The organism is Microbacterium sp. Root180, from assembly GCF_001428485.1.
Taxonomy (GTDB): domain Bacteria; phylum Actinomycetota; class Actinomycetes; order Actinomycetales; family Microbacteriaceae; genus Microbacterium.
The window spans coordinates 218185-235386 of record NZ_LMHS01000002.1; the positions used below are offsets into that span (position 1 = coordinate 218185).

Consider the following 17202-nt stretch of genomic DNA (forward strand, 5'->3'; position numbering starts at 1 on the left):
CACAAGAATCGCCGAACCCTTTGTGCGAGGTGTACAGATCAGGGCGCGGAACGGCGTGTCTGCGGCGCACGTCGGCGTGCGGCATCCGTTCCGATGGACCCGAGGATCAGCGCGGTCTGCAGGATGAGCGCCTCGCGGGGGCCGGTGGCGTCCCACCCGATCACCTCGGACACGCGCTTGAGGCGGTACCGCACGGTGTTCGGGTGCACGAACAGCTCACGAGCCGTCGCCTCGAGCGACCGGCCGTTGTCGAGGTAGCTCCACAGCGTCGTCACCAGGTCGGCGCTGTGGGCCTGGAGGGGGCGGTAGATGCGCTCGACGAGGGTCAGCTTGGCGAGCGGGTCACCGGCGAGCGCGCGCTCGGGGAGCAGATCGTCGGCCTCGACCGGACGCGGGGCGTGGCGCCAGGCCCGCGCGACGGCGAACCCCGCGAGCGAGGCGCGGGCGCTCTGGCTGGCTTCGACGAGCGCCGGCACCGTCGGTCCGAGCACGAGGAAACCGGGGCCGAAGCCGGGCTCGAGGCGCTTGGCGATGTCGGTGAAGGGGAGATCGACGGGGAGGTCGTCGGGGCGCGTGGGCGGCTCGGCGCGACCCAGCACGAGCACGAGACGCGATCCCTGCACACCGATCAGCACGTCCACACCGAGCTTGCGCGCGGTGCGCCGCAGCTGGTCGATGTCGAACTGCGGGGGCGTCGTGCCCACGAGCACCGCGACCTCGCCGTGGCCGTGCCAGCCGAGGGCCGCGATGCGGCTCGGAAGCTCCTCGTCGGCCTCGCCGGTGAGGATCGAGTCGACGACGAGGGCCTCGAGGCGCGCATCCCACAGCCCGCGGGCCTCGGCCGCGCGTGCGTAGACGTCGGCGGCGGCGAACGCCACGTCGCGCGAGTAGAGCAGGATCGCCTCGCGCAGGTGCTCGCCCTTGCCCGCGACGCGCTCCTCGGTGATCTCCACGGTGACCCTGATGAGCTGCAGGGTCTGCTGCAGGCTGACGCTGCGCAGCAGTTCGCGGGGCGCCACCGCGAAGATGTCGGCCGCGATCCATGGAGTGGAAGTGGGGTCCTCGTACCAGGAGATGAACGAGGTGATGCCCGCCTGTGCCACGAGTCCCACGGCCGAACGCCGAGCGGGCGGCATATCGGCGTACCAGGGGAGCGTGTCCTCCAGGCGCTGGATCGTGGCCGTCGCGAGGTCGCCCGAGATGCGCCGCAGCCAGGCGAGCGTCTCGGTCTTGTCCATCGAGGCGGGGGCGGGCATCGCGCCGGTCAGCTCTCGCCGCCGGCGTTTCCGCTCGTGCCTGCGGTCACGTCGTGCAGGCGGTACTTCTCGATCGCCTGCGCCGCGAGTCCGCCGTCGACGACGCCGTCGGCCGCGAGGGCCTGGAGCGTGCGAACGACGATCGACGGGCCGTCGATCTTGAAGTAGCGACGGGCGGCCGCGCGCGTGTCAGAGAATCCGAAGCCGTCGGCTCCGAGCGTCACGAAGCGGTTCGGCACCCACGGGCGGATCTGATCCTGCACAGCGTGCATGAAGTCGCTCACGGCGACGACCGGACCGGCCGCGCCGTCGAGCTTCCGGGTGATGTACGCGGTGTGCGGCTCGTCGGACGGGTGCAGGAAGTTGTGCTCGTCGGCGGCGAGGCCGTCACGGCGCAGCTCAGTCCACGACGTCACGGACCACACGTCGGCCTGGACACCCCAGTCCTCGCGCAGCAGCTGCTGCGCCTCGAGGGCCCACGGCACGCCCACACCCGACGCGAGCAGCTGTGCGCGGGGGCCGTCGCCCTCGGGGGACGAGATGCGGTGGATGCCGCGCACGATGCCATCGACGTCGACACCCTCGGGCTCCGCCGGCATGACCAGCGGCTCGTTGTACACCGTGATGTAGTACATGACGTTGGGGTCGGGGTGGTTCCCGCCGTACATGCGCTCGATCCCCGAGCGGACGATGTGCGCGATCTCGTAGCCGTATGCCGGGTCGTACGAGACCGTGGCCGGGTTCGTCGACGCCAGGAGCTGCGAGTGGCCGTCGGCGTGCTGCAGGCCCTCTCCCGTCAGCGTCGTGCGCCCGGCGGTGGCCCCGATGATGAAGCCGCGAGCCATCTGGTCGCCGGCGGCCCACTGGGCGTCGCCGGTGCGCTGGAATCCGAACATCGAGTAGAAGACGTAGACCGGGATGAGCGGTTCGCCGTGCGTCGCGTAAGAGGTGCCGGCCGCGGTGAACGCCGCGAGGGCGCCCGCTTCGTTGATGCCGACATGGATGATCTGACCCTGCGGGCTCTCCTTGTAGGCAAGGAGCAGCTCGCGGTCGACCGAGGTGTAGTTCTGGCCGTGCGGGTTGTAGATCTTCGCCGTCGGGAAGTACGCGTCCATGCCGAACGTGCGCGCCTCGTCGGGGATGATCGGGACGATGCGGTGACCGAAGTCCTTCGCGCGCAGGAGGTCCTTCAGCAGCCGGACGAACGCCATCGTCGTGGCGATCTCCTGCGTTCCCGAGCCCTTCTTCGGCAGGGCGTACGCCTCGTCGCCGGGCAGCTGGATGCCGACGTGGTGGCTGCGACGCTCGGGCAGGAAGCCGCCCAGCGACCGACGGCGCTCCAGCATGTACTGGATCGTCTCGTCCTGCGCGCCGGGGTTGTAGTAGGGCGGCAGGTACGGGTTCTCGTCGAGCTGCTCGTCCGAGATCGGAATGCGCATCGAGTCACGGAAGTACTTGAGGTCCTGCAGCGTCATCTTCTTCATCTGGTGGGTCGCGTTGCGGCCCTCGAAGTGGTGACCGAGGCCGTAGCCCTTGATGGTCTTCGCCAGGATGACGGTGGGCTGGCCCTTGTGCTCGGTCGCCGCCTTGTAGGCCGCATACACCTTGCGGTAGTCGAGGCCGCCGCGACGCAGCCTGCCCCAGATGTCCTCGTCGGACCAGTCCTTCACGAGGGCCGCCGTGCGCTCGTCGCGCCCGAAGAAGTGCTCGCGGATGAACGCGCCGTCCTCGGCCCGATAGGTCTGGAAGTCGCCGTCCGGCGTCGTGTTCATCAGGTGGACGAGCGCGCCGTCGGTGTCCTTCGAGAGCAGCTCGTCCCACCCGCTGCCCCACACGACCTTGATGACGTTCCACCCTGCGCCGCGGAAGAAGCTCTCGAGCTCCTGGATGATCTTGCCGTTGCCGCGCACCGGCCCGTCGAGCCGCTGGAGATTGCAGTTGACGACGAAGGTCAGGTTGTCCAGGCCCTCGTTGGCGGCCACCTGAAGCTGGCCGCGGCTCTCGACCTCGTCCATCTCGCCGTCGCCGAGGAAGGCCCACACGCGCGAGTTCGAGAGGTCCTTGATGCCTCGGTTGGTGAGGTACTTGTTCGACATCGCCTGGTAGATCGCGTTGATCGGACCGAGGCCCATCGACACCGTCGGGAACTGCCAGTACTCCGGCATGAGCCGCGGGTGCGGGTAGGACGGGATGCCGTCGGGCGCCTTCGACTTCTCCTGACGGAAGCCGTCGAGCTGCGTCTCGCTGAGGCGTCCCTCGAGGAACGACCGGGCGTAGATGCCGGGCGATGCGTGGCCCTGGATGAAGATCTGGTCGCCGCCGGTCGGGTCGTCCAGGCCACGGAAGAAGTGGTTGAAGCCGACTTCGTACAGCGACGCCGACGACGCGTACGTGGAGATGTGTCCGCCGACGCCGATGCCCGGGCGCTGCGCGCGGTGAACCGTGATCGCCGCGTTCCAGCGCAGCCACCGACGGTAGCGCCGTTCGAGTTCCTCGTCGCCGGGGAACTCGGGCTCATTGTCGGGCGCGATGGTGTTGATGTAGTCCGTGGTGGGGACCTGTGGCACGTTCAGCTGAAGCTCGTGCGAGGTCTGGAGCAGGCTGAGCATGATCTCGCGGCCACGTCCGTGGCCCTTCGCCTGCACGAGCTGCTGGAGGGATTCCTGCCACTCGGAGGTCTCATCGGGATCGCTGTCGAGGGGGTCCTGCGAGTACGGATCCTGATCGTTGACAGTCACAGATGACCTTTCGTCGTCTGGCAGATCGTGCCAGCTAATCGCTACCGAAGCGGTGCAGGCTTTGTTCGCCGTGCACAACGCGCCGTCTCTCAGCCTACCCAGTCCGAGGCGGCGCGGATGCACCTCCTAGACTGGGCGGCGAGGGCCTTTAGCTCAGCTGGTAGAGCGCCACGTTTACACCGTGGATGTCGTCGGTTCGATCCCGGCAGGGCCCACCGTTCAGGATCGCGGGTCGTCGTCGCTGTCGTCCCGCTGGTGCGACACGACATGGGGCAGGGCGAATTCCTCGTACCCCGGCTGGCCGATCCGCGAGTGCCGGCGCGAGTAGGCGAAGTAGATGACGAAGCCTGCCGCGAGCCAGACGAGGAAGCGCAGCCAGGTCTCCACGGACAGGTTCAGCATCAGGTAGATGCAGATCAGTGCGGAGAGGCCCGGCAGCCACGGACTCAGCGGCACGCGGAACGTTCGCTTGAGATCGGGGCGCTTGCGGCGCAGGACGATCACACCGACGGACACGAGGACGAACGCCGACAGCGTGCCGATGTTCACCATCTGCTCCAGGACGCCGATCGGCGTGAATCCGGCGGTGATCGCGACGATCACGGTCACGACGATCGAGATCACCCACGGGGTGCGGAAGCGGGGGTGCACCTTCGCGAGGCTCGCCGGGAGCAGAGCGTCGCGCGACATCGCGAAGATGATGCGCGTGGCTCCGATCAGCAGGGTCAGGACGACGGTCGTGAGACCGGCGACGGCACCTGCCGAGATGAGCGTGGCCATCCATGTCGCGCCGTGGAACACGAACGCCTGTGCGAGCGCCGCCGTGGGGTCGAGCTCCTGATAGGGGACCATCCCCGTCACGACGAAGGCGACGGCGCAGTAGAGCAGCGTGCAGATGACCAGCGAGGCGATGATGCCGATGGGCAGGTCGCGCTGCGGGTTCTTCGTCTCCTCGGCCGTGGTCGCCACGACGTCGAAGCCGATGTAGGCGAAGAACACCAGCGCTGCGCCGGCGAAGATTCCGCCCACGCCGAACGCCGTCGGCTCGATGCCCGAGAGGAACTGGAGGAGCGGCTGTGTGAGTCCCGACGGGCTCTCGGCAGGCACGGCCGCAGGGACGAACGGCGACCAGTTCGCCGGGTTGACGAACAGCAGACCGGCGATGATCACGAAGAGGACGATGAACAGCTTCACCGCGACGAGCACCATGTTGACGCGCAGGGACTCCTTGATCCCGAAGGTCATCAGGCCGCCGAGCACGAGCACGAGGACGATCGCCATCACGTCGACGGTGCCGCCGTAGCCGATGGCGTCCGGGATCGGGGCGCCGAGCTGCTCCATGAGCGTCCCGAGGTAGGCGCTCCAGCCCTGGGCCACCACGCTCGCGCCGAGGAACATCTCGAGGATCAGGTCCCAGCCGATGATCCAGGCGAAGAGCTCACCCAGCGACGAGTACGAGAACGTGTACGCGGACCCGGCTACGGGGACGGTGGAGGCGAACTCCGCGTAGCAGAGCGCGGCGAGGGCGCACGCGATGGCGGCGACCGCGAAGCTGATGACGATGGCGGGCCCGGCGACCTCGTGCGCGGCCTTGCCGGTGAGCGTGAAGATGCCCGCGCCGATGACGACGCCGATGCCGAAGACCGTCAGGTCGAGCGCGGTGAGCGATTTCTTCAGCCGGAACTCCGGCTCATCGGTGTCGGCGATCGACTGCTCGACGGACTTGGTGCGCAGAACGCTCATTGTTCTCGCCTTCCTGCTGGGGGCCGGTCGTTGAATGCTAGTCCCGCCGCGCAGGGCCGTCGATGCCCGGGTAGGTTGGTGTCGTGAACGCCAGCCCCGCAGACCAGCTCCGCCTCGTCGAGGTCGCGGGCCTCGACGCCCGCATCCGCCAGACCGATCATGCTCGCAGGAATCCGCCGCAGGCCGGCCGGGTGCAGGAGCTGCTCGCGCAGCGCCAGACGCTGTCTCAGGAGCTCACCGCGCGGCTCGGAGCCCGTGACGACCTTCGCACCGAGCTGTCGCGCATCGAGTCCGATGTCGCGGTCGTCGACGCCCGCAGCGCCCGCGATGCCGAGCGCCTCGCGGCGTCGAGCAACTCCAAGGAGGCGCAGGGCCTCGAGAGCGAGCTCGCATCCCTCGCGCGACGCAAGTCCGACCTCGAGGACGCCGAGCTCGAGGTCATGGAGCGCCTCGAGCAGGCCGACGCCGCGGTCGCCGCTCAGGAGGCGCTGATCGCGGAGACGAACGCCCAGGGGGCCGAGCTGAGCGCCGAGGCCAAGCGCGTCGTCGCCGAGGCGACCGCCGCTTTCGACGCGGCGACCCGTGACCGTGCCGCCCTGGCCGCCTCGGTGCCCGCCGACCTCCTCGCCGCGTACGAGAAGCTCGCCGTTCGCAGCGCGGGCGCAGCGATCCTTCGCGCGCGCACGTGCGAGGGCTGCCACATGGTGCTGTCGGGCACCGACCTGAACGCGCTGCGCCGGGCGGCGGAGGACGACGTCGTGTACTGCCCGGAGTGCGGCAGCATCCTGGTCCGCACCTACGACTCGGGACTGTGAGCCGACACCTCGTCGTGGAGGCCGACGGGGGCTCCCGCGGCAATCCGGGCGTGGCGGCCGGCGGCGCCGTGGTGCTCGACGCCGCCAACGGGTCCGTCCTCACCGAGGTCGGCGTCTACATGGGCGTCGCGACGAACAACGTCGCCGAGTACGCCGGGATGATCGCGGGGGTCGGGGCCGCGTTCGATCTGGACCCCGAGGCATCGGTGATCGTGCGCATGGACTCGCGACTCGTGGTGGAGCAGATGTCGGGTCGCTGGCGCATCTCGCACCCCGACATGCAGGCGCAGGCGCGGCGCGCTCGCGCGCTGATCGCCGGACGCGACGTCGCGTTCGAATGGGTGCCCCGCCTCGAGAACGCGCGGGCGGATGCCGCGGCGAATGAGGCGATGGACCTACGAGAGAGCTTCCGACGTGACTTCGACGCCGGTCAGCCCTAGAGCTCCGGCCTGGATCGTCCTCGGGCGGGCGGGCGAGCGTGTCGACGCCGCGCTCCTGGACGCGGACGGATCCGAGCTCGAGAGGCGGCGGGTCGAGGCATCCGCCCTGTGCTCCTGGGCAGCCGAGAGTGAAGCGCGATGGTCGCCGCGGTGGGTGTGGAACGACGCGCCGCGCTGGTATGCCGCACTGCTCGCGGGCGGCGTGCGCATCGGCCGATGCCACGACCTGCGGCTGGCTCATGCCATCCTGCGCGACTCGGCCCTCGTGCCGGAGTCGACGGGTGTGAGGCAGGCGATGGCGTGGGATGCCGCACCCCACGAGGCTGCGCCGGCGACCGCGCCGACCCTGTTCGACCTGGACGAGTCGCATCAGCCGGCGGGTCTGCCCTCCGATCTCGAGGAGGCGCTCGCCGAGTTCGCTCGTCAGCGTGAGGCGATCGCGACGTCGCTCGACGCGGGCCGCCTGCGGCTGCTCATCGCCGCCGAGTCGGCCGGTGCGCTCATCGCCGAGGAGCTGCGGGCCGCCGGGGTGCCCTGGGACGTGGCCGAGCACGACCGCATTCTCGTCGAGATCCTCGGGGAGCGCCCGCCCGGCGGGGGGCAGCCCGCCCGGCTCGCCGCTGCCGCGAGCCGGGTGCGGGAGGCCCTCGGCGACCCGTCGGCCAGTCTCGACTCGCAGCCGAAGCTGCTGCGATCGCTTCACCGCGTGGGCGTGCTGGTCGAGTCCACGAGCCGATGGGAGCTGGCCGAGCAGAAGCATCCGGTCGTCGAACCGCTGATCGAGTACAAGAAGCTCTCGCGGCTCCTGTCGGCCAACGGATGGGCCTGGCTCGACGAGTGGGTCGACGATGGGCGATTCCGCCCGGTCTACGTGCCCGGCGGGGTCGTCACCGGCCGGTGGGCGTCATCGGGCGGGGGAGCGCTGCAGCTTCCCCGCCAGCTGCGCGAGGCCGTGCGCGCCGATCCCGGGTGGATGCTCGTCGTCGCCGACGTCGCACAGCTCGAACCCCGCGTGCTGGCAGCCATGGCCAGCGACACCGCGCTGGCCGAGGCGGCCCGCGGACGCGACCTCTACGCCGGCGTCGTCGACAGCGGCGCCGTCGCGACCCGCCAGGAGGCCAAGATCGCGATGCTCGGCGCGATGTACGGTGCGACGACGGGGGAGTCCGGCCGTCTCGTGCCACGGCTGCGCCGCGCGTACCCCCGCGCGATGGGTCTGGTCGACGAGGCCGCGCGCAAGGGCGAGGACGGCGGAGTGGTCTCGACCTGGCTCGGCCGCACCTCGCCGCCGCCGTCGGAGGAGTGGAGCTCGGCGCAGTCCCGGGCGACCGAGGCCGAGGCATCCGGAGCGGAGGAGACCCGCGCGAAGCGCTGGGCGCGTGATCGAGGCCGGTTCACCCGCAACTTCGTGGTGCAGGGCACGGCGGCGGAATGGGCGCTGGCCTGGCTCGCCGACCTGCGAGGGCGACTCGAGGCGCTGCCGCCGGTCGGCGTCGAGCACTCCGCGCCGCGATCGGGGCCGGTGTTCGCCGCGCGGCCGCACCTCGCCTTCTTCCTCCACGACGAGGTCATCGTGCACACGCCGGCGTCGCTGGCGGATCAGGTCGCGGACGCGGTGACGGATGCCGCGGCCGCAGCCGGGCGTCTGCTGTTCGGCGACTTCCCGCTGGACTTCCTGCTCGACGTCCGCATCTCGGACACCGCTCTCAAGGCCTAGCTCAGTCGCACTCGACCCGGGCCTCGGACACCGCCGCGTCATCGATGAGCGGGGTGTGCATCACGTGCGGCTCGATGGGGTCCGTGCTTGCGGCGACGAACCGGAACTCGACCGTCTGGGATTCGCCGGGGGCGACTTCCACCCGCGCGGAGCTCACCGACAGGCCCCCTTCTTCGACGTCCACCGACAGCAGCGGCTCTCCGGCGACGCTCACACCGCCGAAGAACGACCCCTCCGGCGCTGAGACCGAGACATTCGTCGAGATGTCGCCGACGCGGGCGCCGAAGTGTCCGCCGCCGGTCATCGCCGTCGGCAGCGTCGCGACGGCGCTGGGCTCGACGGTGTTCGTGAGGGTCACCGACACGACGATGTCCTGACGGTCGTCGGCGCGGCAGGAGGCGCTTCCCGAGGTGATCGCCACGTCGAGCATGCTGTCCATCTTGCCGCCGGTCGCGTCATTGAAGTAGACGGCGAAGGCGTCGGGGCCTGCCGCCCGCTGTCGAGCGGCGGGACCGGCGAGCGCTGTCTGCGCGAGGACCTCCTGCTCGTCCGGATGCGCGCTCCACACCGAGACCCGGCCGTCGGCGACGGGGGTGCCGAGTGCGGCGGCGAAGGCGACCGGATCGATGTCGAAGTCGGCGATCTGCGTGAAGACCGCCGCCGCCGTCGTGCGGAACTTGGCGGTCTGAGCGGCCGAGTCGAGCGACATGTACGGCTCGACGAGGAGCTGGTCGACGAGTCCGTCCGCGGTGATCGTGCCGTGCTCGGTCGCAATGGGACCGGTGACGCTGAGCAGCGATCGAAGCACCAGCGGATCGACGGACAGGATCGTGTCGGGCGTGCGCCCGGTGCGGATCTGCCACCACTGGGAGACGAGCCGCGCGGAGAGGTCGAAGTCGGCGGGCATGGTCGCGTTCTGCACGAACCTGCCGACCTGATCGCCGTACAGCGCCAGGGTCGGGGACGGGATCGGGATGATGGGCGAGACCGTCCGCTCGAATTCCGATGAATCCGCCTGCGAGACCAGCGTGAGCCTGCCCGCGTCCGCTCGGAGCTCGACGAAGGACCCGGTGATTCCGCCGGCGGTGCGAAGCTCGGCATTGTTCTGGAGCATGACGAGGATCGTGCGCGGCCCGTCCCCGCCGAGCGACGACGGCAGCACGGCGGCGCTGTCGTCGAGGGCGCCCACGATCGGCCGCAGGTCCGAGATCGCCTGGTCGAGCTGCCGGACCGCATCGCCGACCGGGGCCGCCAGGGCGTCGGGGTCGATCTGGCCGAGTCGGTCGGCGGATGCCGCCAGCGTCGCCTGCGCGTTCTCGAACGCCGGCTGCTGACTCGCGAGCAGCGCGGTGTCGATGCCGCCCTCGGGAAGGCGGAGCTGATCGACCAGCAGACCTGCGCTGTCCATCATCGGAAGTGCCGCATCCGAGAGGACCGCTGTCAGCTCGGCCGAGATCACCCGGGCCGCGGCGAGGTTCGCGCCCGCGACGGGCACGATCTCGGCCGCTCGCCACAGCGGATCGGACGTCAGCCCCGACGCGGAATCCGCGTGGGCCAGCATCCGCTCCGTCGTCGCCGTCGCGGCGTCGAGGTCGCCGGATTCCACGGCGCTGCGGAGGTCAGCCGTCAGTGCGCGTGCACTGTCGAGCTGTTCCTTCGCCAGCCAGCCGCGCACACCGATCCACGCGACCCACGCGAGCGCCGCCACCAAGATGGCGGCGCCCACGATGAGGGCGATTCTCGATGGGCGCGTTACCGCCCGCATCACCTTCAGGGACGCGCTGAGCGGCGACGGTAGACGACGACAGCCGCGCCGAGACCGACGAGCACGACGCCCACACCTGCGGCGAGGTACGGCAGCGAACCGCCGGTGGCTGCGAGAGCGGGATCACCGGCGGAGGCGGGCGATCCGGGCGTCTCGGGCGAGAGGGCCGTCGGAGGCGTGGCGCAGTTCGGCGAGGCCGCCGGGTACGACAGTGCCACCGGCATCTCGGGGTTCACCTTGATGACCGCGGAGATGTTTCCGCGGGTCCAGGCGAAGTTGCCCGAGGTCTCGACCCAGGTGCCGTCCTTGAGCGCCCATCCCGGCCAGCCGGTCGCGTTGCCCTCGTCGTCCGCGGACGCGCCGGGCCACAGGACAGTCCCGGTGAGGCGATTGTTCACCAGTGTTCCGAGCGGGATCGTGACGACATTCGCACCGCTTGAGAGCACCAGCGACGCGGTGTTCCCGGTGGACTGCTTGTCGGGATCCGTGAGCCTGATGTCGTACGAGATGTACGGCGCATCCGCGACGCACTCGCCCACCGCGACCGAGCCGGCGAGCGTCGCCGCCGTCGGCTCGTTGGGCGTGTACGGGTCTTCCTCGACCGCGGATGCCGCCATAGGCGTGGATACCGCGATGATCGCTGCGACAGCGATGACGGTAAGAGTCTTGCGCAACATGATTCAGCCTCCCCAATGGCTGTATGCGACGCGCGCGACGGCGCGTCGAGTGGTACCTGCGGCTCGGTTCCCAGACCAAGCCACCCGCATCCCCAGATACGAGTGGCGCCAGCTTACATGAGAACGACGTGAGAGACGAGGGTCGCGGCGAAACGGCGCGCCGTGCCGCCCGACTAGAATCGACCACGCGAATGGGTCGGCTGGACGGTCGCGTCGCGGGTCTCCCGCGCCGAGGAACGTCCGGGCTCCACAGGGCAGGGCGGTGGGTAACACCCACCCGGAGTGATCCGCGAGACAGTGCCACAGAGAGCAGACCGCCCCGGTTCCGACCGGGGTAAGGGTGAAAGGGTGGTGTAAGAGACCACCGGGGCCGTGGTGACACGGCCCGCAGGGTAAACCTCGCCCGGAGCAAGGCCAGACAGGGGATGCAGACGCGGCTCGCCGAGTCCCCGGGTAGGCCGCTGGAGCGGCACGGCAACGTGTCGCCGAGAGAGATGACCGTCCACGGGGCTCACGCCCCCGGACAGAACCCGGCGTACAGGCCGGCCCATTCGCCCTCTCGTGCGGTGCTCAGCCCAGCGCGAGCGCCGCGGCGCCGATGATGCCCGCGTTGTTTCGGTGCACCGCCGGGACGATCGGCGTGCGCAGGTCCAGCAGGTGCAGGAACTGGTCGGCGTGCTTGGACACCCCGCCGCCGACGACGAAGAGGTCAGGGCTGAAGAGGAACTCGATGTGGCTGTAGTACCACTGCAGCCGCTTCGCCCACTGCTCCCAGGTCAGGTCTTCGCGCTCCATGGCGGAGTAGGCGGCGAAGGCCTCGGCGTCCTTCCCGTGCTTCGCACGCTGGACGTGACCGAGCTCCGAGTTGGGCACCAGGACGCCGTTGTAGAGCAGCGCCGAGCCGATGCCGGTGCCGAGGGTCGTCAGAATCGTGAGCCCGGGCTTGTCCTTCGCGGCGCCGTACCGCACTTCGGCGACGCCGGCGACATCGGCGTCGTTGGCGAAGTGGATGTCGCGGCCCAGCCCGTCCTCGAAGAACTTCTCGGCTTCGAAGTCGATCCACTTGTCGGACACGTTCGCGGCCGACAGCGTGCGCCCGCGCTTGACGATCGCCGGGAACGCGACCCCGAGCGGGATGGCGTCGTGCGAGACGTCGAGGGTGGCGAGCACCTCGGTCACGGCCTTCAGCACGTCTTCGGGCTCGGCGCCTGCGGGCGTCGAGACCTTGATCCGGTCGCTGAGGAGCTCGCCCTTCTCGAGATCGACCAGCCCCGCCTTGATTCCGGTGCCGCCGATGTCCACGCCCACGGCGCGCGTCGCCTGAGATGCCATGCGCTCAGCCTATCCAGCCGCGGCGGGCGGGTGCGTGCGGGCTGTCACTAGGATCGAGCCAGGGCCGCCGAGGGCCTGGATCGACCGAGGAGCAGACCGTGACGAGCGACAGCGAGAAGTACTGGTACAACCTCAAGACCGGTGAGGTCGAGAAGGGTTACGAGTCGCCCGCGGTCGACCGCGCCGGCCCGTTCGAGACTCCGGAGGAGGCCGCGAAGGCTCCCGAGATCATGCGCGAGCGCTCTCGCGCATGGGCCGAGGAAGAAGCCCGCGAAGACTCCTAGGACGGCTCGTCGTCGTCGGGTGATCCCGGCGCCGACCAGTAGTCTGGCTACGGCCCGTTCGGGCACCCGGAGAGGATGCGATGGACAAGCAGCGTGACTTCGTTCTGAGGACGATCGAGGAGCGGGGCGTCAAGTTCGTCCGGTTGTGGTTCACCGACGTCATCGGCACGCTGAAGTCGGTCGCGATCGCGCCCGCCGAGGTCGAGGGAGCCTTCACGGAGGGCCTCGGATTCGACGGCTCGGCGATCGAGGGCCTCACTCGCTCGTACGAGTCCGACCTGCTCGCACACCCTGATCCGACCACGTTCCAGATCCTGCCGTGGCGCGGGGAGATCGACCCCACGGCGCGCATGTTCTGCGACATCACGACGCCCGACGGTCAGCCCGCGGTGGCCGACCCGCGTCACGTGCTCAAGCGCACGCTCGCCAAGGCGGCCGATGCCGGCTTCACGTTCTACACGCACCCCGAGATCGAGTTCTACCTCCTCAAGTCATCGTCCTTCGGCGCAGACGGTCCCGAGCCCGTGGACTCCGCCGGCTACTTCGACAACGTGCCCGGCGGCACGGCGCACGACTTCCGCCGCCGCTCGGTGCGCATGCTCGAGGACCTCGGCATCTCGGTCGAGTTCAGCCACCACGAGGGCGGCCCGGGGCAGAACGAGATCGACCTGCGATACGCCGACGCGCTGGCGACCGCCGACAACATCATGACGTTCCGCACCGTCATCAAGGAGGTGGCGATCGAGCAGGGCGTCTACGCGACGTTCATGCCCAAGCCCCTCAGCGGCAAGCCCGGCAGTGGCATGCACACGCACATGTCGCTGTTCGAGGGTGACGTCAACGCCTTCTACGAGGAGGGCGCGCAGTATCAGCTGTCGCGAGTCGGCCGCCAGTTCATCGCCGGTCTCCTCCGCCATGCGAATGAGATCTCGGCCGTCACCAACCAGTTCGTCAACTCCTACAAGCGGCTGTGGGGCGGCGACGAGGCCCCCAGCTTCATCTGCTGGGGCCACAACAACCGCTCCGCGCTCGTGCGCGTCCCGCTCTACAAGCCGAGCAAGGGGCAGTCGTCGCGGGTCGAGTACCGCGCCCTGGACTCCGCCGCCAACCCCTATCTCGCCTATGCGCTCATGCTGGCGGCCGGGCTCAAGGGCATCGAGGAGGAGTACGAGCTTCCTCCCGAGGCGGAGGACAACGTGTGGTCGCTGACCGACGCTGAGCGTCGTGCCCTCGGCTACGCCCCGCTGCCCGCGAGCCTCGACCACGCGCTCGAGTACATGGAGGAGTCCGAGCTGGTCGCCGAGACGCTGGGCGAGCAGGTCTTCAACTATGTGCTGCTGAACAAGCGCCGCGAGTGGCAGGAGTACCGCTCGCAGGTCACGCAGTTCGAGCTCAAGAGCAACCTCGAGATGCTCTGACCCGACCGGCGACGCATGTCTGCGAGCGAACGGTCCAGCTCTCTCACTCATCTGGCGCGCCTGGGCTTCAGCGGTCTCGCCGACGCTGACGCACTCCTCGAGGAGGTCGAAGCAGCCGGCATCCCTCGCGAATCCGCGATCGCGGGCGCCGCGGTCGCGGCCGATCCCGACGAGGCGCTCGGCGCGCTGGCCCGCATCGCGCGGCGAGACCCCGAGGCGGTGGGCACGCTGCAGTCCGATCCCCGGGGCTGGCTCGCGCTGTGGGCGCTCCTGGGAGCGTCGACCGGGTTCGCGGACTTCTTCCTCCGGCATCCGGGTGAACTCGCACAGCTGATCGGGGCGGGCGATGCCCTGCCCTCGGGCGGAGAGCTGCGGGACACCCTTCTCGACTCGGTGAACGCGGTCGACGGGTTCGCCGCCGACGGGGGAGAGGCGTCGTGGGTCGCCCTCCGCGTGGGCTACCGGCGCATGCTCGCCCGCATCGCGGCATTCGATCTGCTGAGCGCCTCGCCCGTCGACCATGTGCCGTCGGTGGCGGCACGGTTGGCGGATGCTGCGGGCGCGGCGCTCGAGGCATCCCTCGCCGTCGCCCGCACCCGCGTCTCGGGCGGCGCTGCCGGCGCGGGCCTGTTCCCGCGTGACCAGGTGGCGCGGGCGAAGCTGGCCATCATCGGGATGGGCAAGACCGGAGCGCGCGAGCTGAACTACGTCAGCGACGTGGACGTCATCTTCGTGGCCGGCGCGGACGACGACGCGATCGACGAGCTGGGCGAGAGCCGCGTGGTGGATATCGCCACGCGCCTCGCTGTGCAGACGATGCGCGGCATCTCGAGCATCGAGATCGAGCCCCCGCTGTGGGAAGTCGACGCCAACCTGCGCCCCGAGGGCAAGCAGGGTGCGCTCGTGCGCACGCTGGACTCGCACCTGGCGTACTACGACCGGTGGGCGAAGAGCTGGGAGTTCCAGGCGCTGCTCAAGGCCCGTCCGATCGCCGGAGACGTCGAACTCGGCGAGGCCTACGTCGCGGCCGTGCAGCCGAAGGTCTGGACGAGCGCGGCGCGCGAGAACTTCGTCGACAGTGTGCAGCGGATGCGCGAGCGCGTCACCGAGCACATCCCGGCCGCGGACGTCCCGTTCCAGATCAAGCTGGGGCCGGGCGGGATCCGCGACATCGAGTTCACCGTCCAGCTGCTGCAGCTCGTCCACGGCCTGTCCGACGATCGCATCCGCCAGCGCGGCACCCTCGAGGCACTGGACGCGCTTGTGGCCGAGGGCTATATCGGCCGGTCCGAGGCATCCGCGTTCTCCCGCGACTATCGCGTGCTGCGCCTTCTCGAGCATCGTGTGCAGCTGCGCAATCTGCGCCGCACCCACCTGATGCCCGCGCGGCCGGAGGATCTGCGCGTCCTAGCCCGCGCAAGCGGGCTCAGCGACTCGGGGCCGGGGGTATGGCAGCTGTGGGAGTCGGTCAAGCGCGAGGTGCGCGACATCCACGTGCGGCTGTTCTATCGTCCGCTGCTGTCGGCGGTGGCGGCGCTGCCGGCCGAGGAGCGTGCGCTGTCGACGGAGCAGGCGCACGACCGTCTGGCCGCGATCGGATTCGCCGATCCCGCGGGCGCACTCCGGCACATCGCGGCGCTCACGAGCGGGCTGAGCCGGAAGGCGACGATCCAGCGCCACCTGATGCCGGTCATGATCCGGTGGTTCGCGGACGGCGTGGATCCCGACTACGGTCTTCTCGCCTTCCGGCGACTGAGCGAGCGGCTCGGCAACACCCCCTGGTTCCTCCGGATGCTGCGCGACTCGTCGGCGGCGGCCGAGAGCCTCACTCGCGTGCTCTCGGGTTCGCGCTACATCGGCGAGCTGATGGAGTGGATCCCGGAGTCCGCCGCGTGGCTCGACGACGATGAGCTGCTCAAGCCGCGCTCGGGCGTCGCTCTGCAGCAGGAGGCCCGGGCGATCCAGGCACGCCACGGCTCGGTGGATGAGTCGATGCGGTCGGTGCGGGCGCTGCGGCGGAGGGAGCTGCTGCGCACCGCCATGGGGGCGATCCTCGGCACCGTCACGATCGAAGAGGTCGCCGATGCCCTCACCACGATCACCGAGGTGACGATCCAGGCGACGCTGCGCGCCGTGCGGCCGGGCATCGTACCGCCCGAGGACGACGCGCTGGATTTCTCGGTGATCGCGATGGGCCGGTTCGGCGGCCGTGAGCTGGGCTTCGGGTCGGATGCCGATGTCATGTACGTGTACCGTCCGAACGGCGTGGACGACCAGCGCGCGCACGAGTTGGCGCTGAAGCTCGTCGCCGCGCTGCGGACGCAGTCCGAGGATCACCGTGTGCCGCTGGACCTCGACGCCGGGCTGCGACCGGAGGGTCGCAATGGTCCGGTCGCCCGCTCGCTCGACGCATATGCCGAGTACTACCGCCGGTGGTCGCTGTCGTGGGAGGCCCAGGCACTGCTCCGCGCGCGCGGCTTCGCGGGGAGCGTCAAGCTGATCGAGGCGTTCACCCAGCTCGCCGATCAGGTGCGCTACCCGGAGAAGGCTGATCTGCAGGGGCTGCGGGAGATCAAGCGCATCAAGGCGCGCGTGGAGAGCGAGCGGCTGCCGCAGGGGGCGGATCCCGCGCGCCACCTGAAGCTCGGGCCCGGATCGCTGAGCGATGTCGAGTGGCTCGTGCAGCTGCTGCAGCTCACGCATGCTCATGCCGTTCCGGGCATGCGCACCACCTCGACGCTGGACGCCCTGGCGGCGGCGCGGGAAGCCGGGCTGGTGCCGGGTGTCGCGGCGGAGCGCTTGACCGAGGCCTGGCGCCTGGCGAGTCGGCTGCGTTCGGCGAACACGCTGCTGTCCGGGCAGACGAGTGATGTGCTGCCTGTCGATCGCAAGAAGCTCGACGGCATCGGACGCCTTCTCGAGTATCCGCCGCGCTCGGCGACGCAGGTCGAGGAGGACTACCTCGGCACGACGCGCCGGGCGCGCCGCGTGTTCGAGAAGCTCTTCTACGGGTAGAG

12 protein-coding genes, 1 tRNA gene and 1 other RNA gene are annotated in these 17202 nt (G+C 69.9%); 8 read left to right on the forward strand and 6 right to left on the reverse strand.

Annotated features, from left to right (window positions below; genetic code table 11):
• Window positions 1–38: 38 nt before the first annotated feature.
• Window positions 39–1256 carry a PucR family transcriptional regulator gene (locus ASD93_RS05350; protein ID WP_056119782.1) on the reverse strand — a complete coding sequence of 406 codons (1218 nt, stop codon included), beginning with the start codon at window positions 1254–1256 and terminating at the stop codon, window positions 39–41.
• Between the two features lie 8 nt (window positions 1257–1264).
• Window positions 1265–3994 (reverse strand): pyruvate dehydrogenase (acetyl-transferring), homodimeric type, encoded by a 2730-nt coding sequence (gene aceE / locus ASD93_RS05355; protein WP_056119784.1) that lies wholly within the window; start codon window positions 3992–3994, stop codon window positions 1265–1267.
• A gap of 142 nt (window positions 3995–4136) precedes the next feature.
• Between aceE and ASD93_RS05360 the strand changes: the two genes are divergently transcribed.
• Window positions 4137–4209 (forward strand) — tRNA-Val (locus ASD93_RS05360).
• Window positions 4210–4213: 4 nt separating this feature from the next.
• Here ASD93_RS05360 and ASD93_RS05365 read toward each other — a convergent pair.
• Window positions 4214–5737, reverse strand: a complete 1524-nt coding sequence (locus tag ASD93_RS05365) for an amino acid permease (protein ID WP_056119788.1) — start codon at window positions 5735–5737, stop codon at window positions 4214–4216.
• Between the two features lie 83 nt (window positions 5738–5820).
• Between ASD93_RS05365 and ASD93_RS05370 the strand changes: the two genes are divergently transcribed.
• Genes ASD93_RS05370 through ASD93_RS05380 form a run of 3 tightly spaced genes read left to right on the forward strand, consistent with a single transcriptional unit; the run spans window position 5821 to window position 8709 of the window.
• Window positions 5821–6552, forward strand: coding sequence for a zinc ribbon domain-containing protein (locus ASD93_RS05370; RefSeq protein WP_056119790.1), 732 nt, complete (start codon window positions 5821–5823; stop codon window positions 6550–6552).
• Window positions 6549–6992, forward strand: a complete 444-nt coding sequence (locus ASD93_RS05375) for a reverse transcriptase-like protein (protein WP_056119792.1) — start codon at window positions 6549–6551, stop codon at window positions 6990–6992. Before ASD93_RS05370 ends, ASD93_RS05375 begins: the two co-directional genes overlap by 4 nt.
• Window positions 6934–8709, forward strand: a complete 1776-nt coding sequence (locus ASD93_RS05380) for a bifunctional 3'-5' exonuclease/DNA polymerase (RefSeq protein WP_200950590.1) — start codon at window positions 6934–6936, stop codon at window positions 8707–8709. Before ASD93_RS05375 ends, ASD93_RS05380 begins: the two co-directional genes overlap by 59 nt.
• Window position 8710: 1 nt before the next feature.
• On the opposite strand, the gene ASD93_RS05385 is transcribed toward ASD93_RS05380, so the two are convergent.
• Together ASD93_RS05385 and ASD93_RS05390 are read right to left on the reverse strand one after the other, a co-directional pair.
• On the reverse strand, window positions 8711–10435 hold the full coding sequence (locus ASD93_RS05385; RefSeq protein WP_056119800.1) for a DUF4012 domain-containing protein: 1725 nt from the start codon (window positions 10433–10435) through the stop codon (window positions 8711–8713).
• 44 nt (window positions 10436–10479) lie between these two features.
• The gene (locus ASD93_RS05390; RefSeq protein WP_235566891.1) at window positions 10480–11151 is read right to left on the reverse strand and encodes an LPXTG cell wall anchor domain-containing protein; all 672 of its coding nucleotides are present in this window, start codon (window positions 11149–11151) and stop codon (window positions 10480–10482) included.
• A gap of 192 nt (window positions 11152–11343) precedes the next feature.
• On the opposite strand from ASD93_RS05390, the gene rnpB reads away from it, so the two are divergent.
• Window positions 11344–11705, forward strand: an RNA gene (gene rnpB, locus ASD93_RS07500) — RNase P RNA component class A.
• A 16-nt stretch (window positions 11706–11721) separates the two neighbouring features.
• On the opposite strand, the gene ppgK is transcribed toward rnpB, so the two are convergent.
• Window positions 11722–12483, reverse strand: coding sequence for a polyphosphate--glucose phosphotransferase (gene ppgK / locus ASD93_RS05395; protein WP_056119804.1), 762 nt, complete (start codon window positions 12481–12483; stop codon window positions 11722–11724).
• A gap of 98 nt (window positions 12484–12581) precedes the next feature.
• Here ppgK and ASD93_RS05400 point away from each other — a divergent pair, with 98 nt between their 5' ends.
• From ASD93_RS05400 to ASD93_RS05410, 3 genes are all read left to right on the forward strand, one after another.
• Entirely contained in the window at window positions 12582–12767 is a 186-nt protein-coding gene (locus tag ASD93_RS05400; protein ID WP_056119808.1) for a hypothetical protein, read from the forward strand.
• 80 nt (window positions 12768–12847) lie between these two features.
• On the forward strand, window positions 12848–14185 hold the full coding sequence (glnA, locus tag ASD93_RS05405) for a type I glutamate--ammonia ligase (protein WP_056119811.1): 1338 nt from the start codon (window positions 12848–12850) through the stop codon (window positions 14183–14185).
• Window positions 14186–14200: 15 nt separating this feature from the next.
• Entirely contained in the window at window positions 14201–17200 is a 3000-nt protein-coding gene (locus ASD93_RS05410; protein ID WP_056119814.1) for a bifunctional [glutamine synthetase] adenylyltransferase/[glutamine synthetase]-adenylyl-L-tyrosine phosphorylase, read from the forward strand.
• Window positions 17201–17202: the final 2 nt, after the last annotated feature.

Coding starts and splice junctions, on each gene's coding strand:
- ASD93_RS05350 (WP_056119782.1), bottom strand. CDS start 1,256: ATGCCCGCCCCCGCCTCGATGGACAAGACCGAGACGCTCGCCTGGCTG.
- ASD93_RS05365 (WP_056119788.1), bottom strand. CDS start 5,737: ATGAGCGTTCTGCGCACCAAGTCCGTCGAGCAGTCGATCGCCGACACC.
- ASD93_RS05380 (WP_200950590.1), top strand. CDS start 6,934: ATGAGGCGATGGACCTACGAGAGAGCTTCCGACGTGACTTCGACGCCG.
- ASD93_RS05390 (WP_235566891.1), bottom strand. CDS start 11,151: ATGTTGCGCAAGACTCTTACCGTCATCGCTGTCGCAGCGATCATCGCG.
- ppgK (WP_056119804.1), bottom strand. CDS start 12,483: ATGGCATCTCAGGCGACGCGCGCCGTGGGCGTGGACATCGGCGGCACC.
- glnA (WP_056119811.1), top strand. CDS start 12,848: ATGGACAAGCAGCGTGACTTCGTTCTGAGGACGATCGAGGAGCGGGGC.
- ASD93_RS05410 (WP_056119814.1), top strand. CDS start 14,201: ATGTCTGCGAGCGAACGGTCCAGCTCTCTCACTCATCTGGCGCGCCTG.